Source organism: Pseudomonas sp. NFACC43, assembly GCF_900119645.1.
Classification (GTDB): Bacteria; Pseudomonadota; Gammaproteobacteria; order Pseudomonadales; family Pseudomonadaceae; genus Aquipseudomonas.
In genome coordinates this window covers 1-2,961 of the sequence record NZ_FPKK01000040.1, presented here as the reverse complement: position 1 = coordinate 2,961, position 2,961 = coordinate 1, and the positions used below count along the sequence as shown (strand labels likewise).

4 protein-coding genes and 3 tRNA genes are annotated in these 2,961 nt (G+C 53.6%); all 7 read left to right on the top strand.

The genetic code is table 11. From position 1 onward, the window contains the following. Positions 1-176 precede the first annotated feature (176 nt). Positions 177-1,133, top strand: coding sequence for a bifunctional biotin--[acetyl-CoA-carboxylase] ligase/biotin operon repressor BirA (gene birA / locus BT179_RS26255; RefSeq protein WP_072432392.1), 957 nt, complete (start codon positions 177-179; stop codon positions 1,131-1,133). After that, the gene (locus tag BT179_RS26250; RefSeq protein ID WP_072399302.1) at positions 1,123-1,872 is read left to right on the top strand and encodes a pantothenate kinase; all 750 of its coding nucleotides are present in this window, start codon (positions 1,123-1,125) and stop codon (positions 1,870-1,872) included. Before birA ends, BT179_RS26250 begins: the two co-directional genes overlap by 11 nt. 7 nt (positions 1,873-1,879) lie before the next feature. Continuing rightward, entirely contained in the window at positions 1,880-2,326 is a 447-nt protein-coding gene (locus BT179_RS27080) for a hypothetical protein (protein ID WP_072399300.1), read from the top strand. 142 nt (positions 2,327-2,468) lie between these two features. Continuing rightward, positions 2,469-2,553, top strand: a tRNA-Tyr gene (locus BT179_RS26240). 23 nt (positions 2,554-2,576) lie between these two features. Further along, positions 2,577-2,650, top strand: a tRNA-Gly gene (locus BT179_RS26235). Positions 2,651-2,676: 26 nt separating this feature from the next. Beyond that, positions 2,677-2,752 (top strand) — tRNA-Thr (locus BT179_RS26230). 84 nt (positions 2,753-2,836) lie between these two features. Continuing rightward, positions 2,837-2,961, top strand: a 125-nt coding sequence (locus tag BT179_RS26225; protein WP_007925961.1) for a GTP-binding protein, incomplete at its 3' end; no start/stop codon positions are given.

Genomic DNA, 2,961 nt, shown 5'->3' with positions numbered 1-2,961 from the left:
GTAGTGTGGGGTTTCCCCATGTGAGAGTAGGTCATCGTCAAGATTAAATTCCGAAACCCCTATCTGCTGACGCAGGTAGGGGTTTTGTTTTGCCTTCAGGAAAGCGCCTTCTGTGTTTCTATGCAACCGTCTTGTGCATGGCTATCATGCGGGCCTCATTATCAGGGCGCGTTCGCATGCTCACGTTGCTAGAACTTCTGAAAGATGGCCGTTTCCATTCGGGGCAGGCATTAGGCGCTGCGCTCGGGATCAGCCGTAGTGCTGTGTGGAAACAATTGCAGCACCTGGAGGCGGAGCTTGGCTTGTCCATTCATAAGGTGCGGGGCAGGGGTTATCAATTGGCCAAGCCATTGCAGCTTCTGAATGCGGCTGAGATTGGCGCGCAAGAGTCTTGTGACTGGCCTGTTCATATATTTGATTCTATCGACTCCACCAATGCTGAGGCATTGCGGTCCATAGAGCGTGGGATGCACGCGCCATTCCTCATCCTGGCCGAGCGGCAAACTGCTGGGCGCGGTCGTCGTGGTAGGAAGTGGGTCAGCCCCTTTGCCGATAATCTCTATTACAGCTTGGTATTGCGCATTGATGGCGGCATGCGCCAGGTCGAAGGCCTAAGCCTCGCTGTTGGCCTTGCTGTTCTGCGTGCATTGCGTGATATGGGAGTGCTGGAGGCTGGGTTGAAATGGCCCAACGATTTATTAGTTGGTGATAAAAAAATCGCAGGTATCTTGCTTGAGCTGGTTGGCGATCCAGCAGATGTTTGTCACGTTGTTCTGGGGGTCGGTATCAATGTGAACATGCAGTCTGCAGATGAGGTGGATCAGCAATGGACCTCCATGAGCCTTGAGACGGGCAGAAACTTCAATCGGAATGAGCTTGTGGCGCGTTTGGGCGGCAGCCTTCGCCAATATCTGAGCCTGCATCAGGCGTCAGGGTTTTCGGCACTTCAGGCGGAGTGGGAGCGATATCATTTGTGGCAGGGGCGTTCCGTGTCGTTGGTTGCCGGCGCCAATCGCATTGATGGTGTTGTGCTGGGAGTCGATCGTCAGGGTGCGCTGCGTTTGAAGGTGGATGGCGTGGAAAGAATCTTTAGCGGTGGTGAGCTCAGCCTGAGGTTGCGTGATGATTCTTGAGCTCGATTGTGGCAACAGCTTTATTAAGTGGCGTGTTCTTCGCTCCGATGGCGTAACGCCTGTTGATGGGGGGGTAGTCGGTTCTGATGCTGATCTGCTGGCGAGTTTGAGTGGCTCGGGAAGATTCCAGCTTGCGAAGTGCCGCCTTGTCAGCGTGCGAACTCAAGAAGAAACGGAGTCGCTGGTTTCTTCGTTGGTTGACGCTTTTGGGATCTCTGTCGTAAGAGCAGTGCCTGCCCGGGAAATGGCTGGTGTCAGGAACGGCTACGAAGATTATGAGCGATTGGGGCTGGATCGATGGCTGGCGCTACTTGGAGGGTTTCATCTTGCCTCGAGTGCCTGCCTGGTGCTCGATTTTGGTACGGCCATTACGGCCGATTTCGTAGCGGCAGATGGGGGGCATCTGGGAGGGTTTATTTGTCCAGGTATGCCCTTGATGCGTAATCAGTTGCGTACCCATACCCGGCGAATTCGATATGACGATACGGCTGCCGAACGTGCTCATGAGAGTCTTGAGCCGGGGCGTACAACTGTAGAGGCGGTTGAGCGTGGGTGCATGTTGATGCTTAGGGGATTTGTGCTGACTCAGCTCGAATTGGCTCGACAGTACTGGGGAGAGGATTTCGTTGTGTTCCTGACGGGAGGGGATGCCAACCTGGTTGCGGGGGTTGTCCCGGATGCCAGGGTGGTCCCGGACTTGGTATTTGTCGGGCTCGCGATGGCCTGCCCTTTGTCTTGAGGTTCCTATGCGTTGGGTCTTTCTGCTCTTGCTTGTTTTAAACGCGTTCTACTACGTCTGGCATCAGCAGGAGGCCCCGCTTCGCGCTAAGGATGTCACTCCGCTGAATCTGTATCGTGGTTCGCAGCAGGATATTCATCTTCTGAGTGAAACGGCGGATGCGCTAGTAAGGAGGGATTTGGCCAGGCCAGGCGAGGCGCAAAGGAGCTGCTCCTATCTGGGTGGCTTCAATCGTTCAGAAACTGCCAGGCAGCTAGAGCAGAGGTTGCTAGCTTTGGGGGTCGTGGCTCGTGCTGCTTCTTCGAGTTCTCCTGAGGTGGGGGGATTCTGGGTCCAGGTTTCGCCAGAAAGTACTGTAAAGTTGAATGACATGTTGCTCCAAAACCTTTCCAAAGAATTCAATGAGTTAAAACATAAAATAATGCCTTGTGAGGGGGTTGCACCCACGGGGTAGTTTGCATAGAATGGCGCCCGCTTCGCAGCGAAGGCCTTTAACGGTTGAGGGTGCGAAGCGTTGTCAACGCATCTAACCTCAGGTTTTTAATGAGAAAATGGTTGACAGAAGGCTGGCATGATGTAGAATGCCGGCTCGCTTAGGAGGGGTTCCCGAGCGGCCAAAGGGATCAGACTGTAAATCTGACGTCTACGACTTCGAAGGTTCGAATCCTTCCCCCTCCACCAGTTTAGCGTGAGCTGCAAGCTCCGCGGGTATAGTTTAGTGGTAGAACCTCAGCCTTCCAAGCTGATGATGCGGGTTCGATTCCCGCTACCCGCTCCAAGTTTGCAGGTTGTGCAAAGTGTTTTGCTCTTGTAGCTCAGTTGGTAGAGCACACCCTTGGTAAGGGTGAGGTCAGCGGTTCAAATCCGCTCAAGAGCTCCATATAACAAGGCAGATATGAAAATATCTGCCTTTGTTTTAATGGTTAGTGTGACTTGCTAATTTCTTCTCCTAGGGGTGATTTCGATGGCTAAGGAAAAGTTCGAACGTAATAAGCCGCACGTCAACGTTGGCACCATCGGTCACGTCGACCACGGTAAAACCACGCTGACCGCTGCTCTGACTCGTGTCTGCTCCGAAGTCTTCGGCTC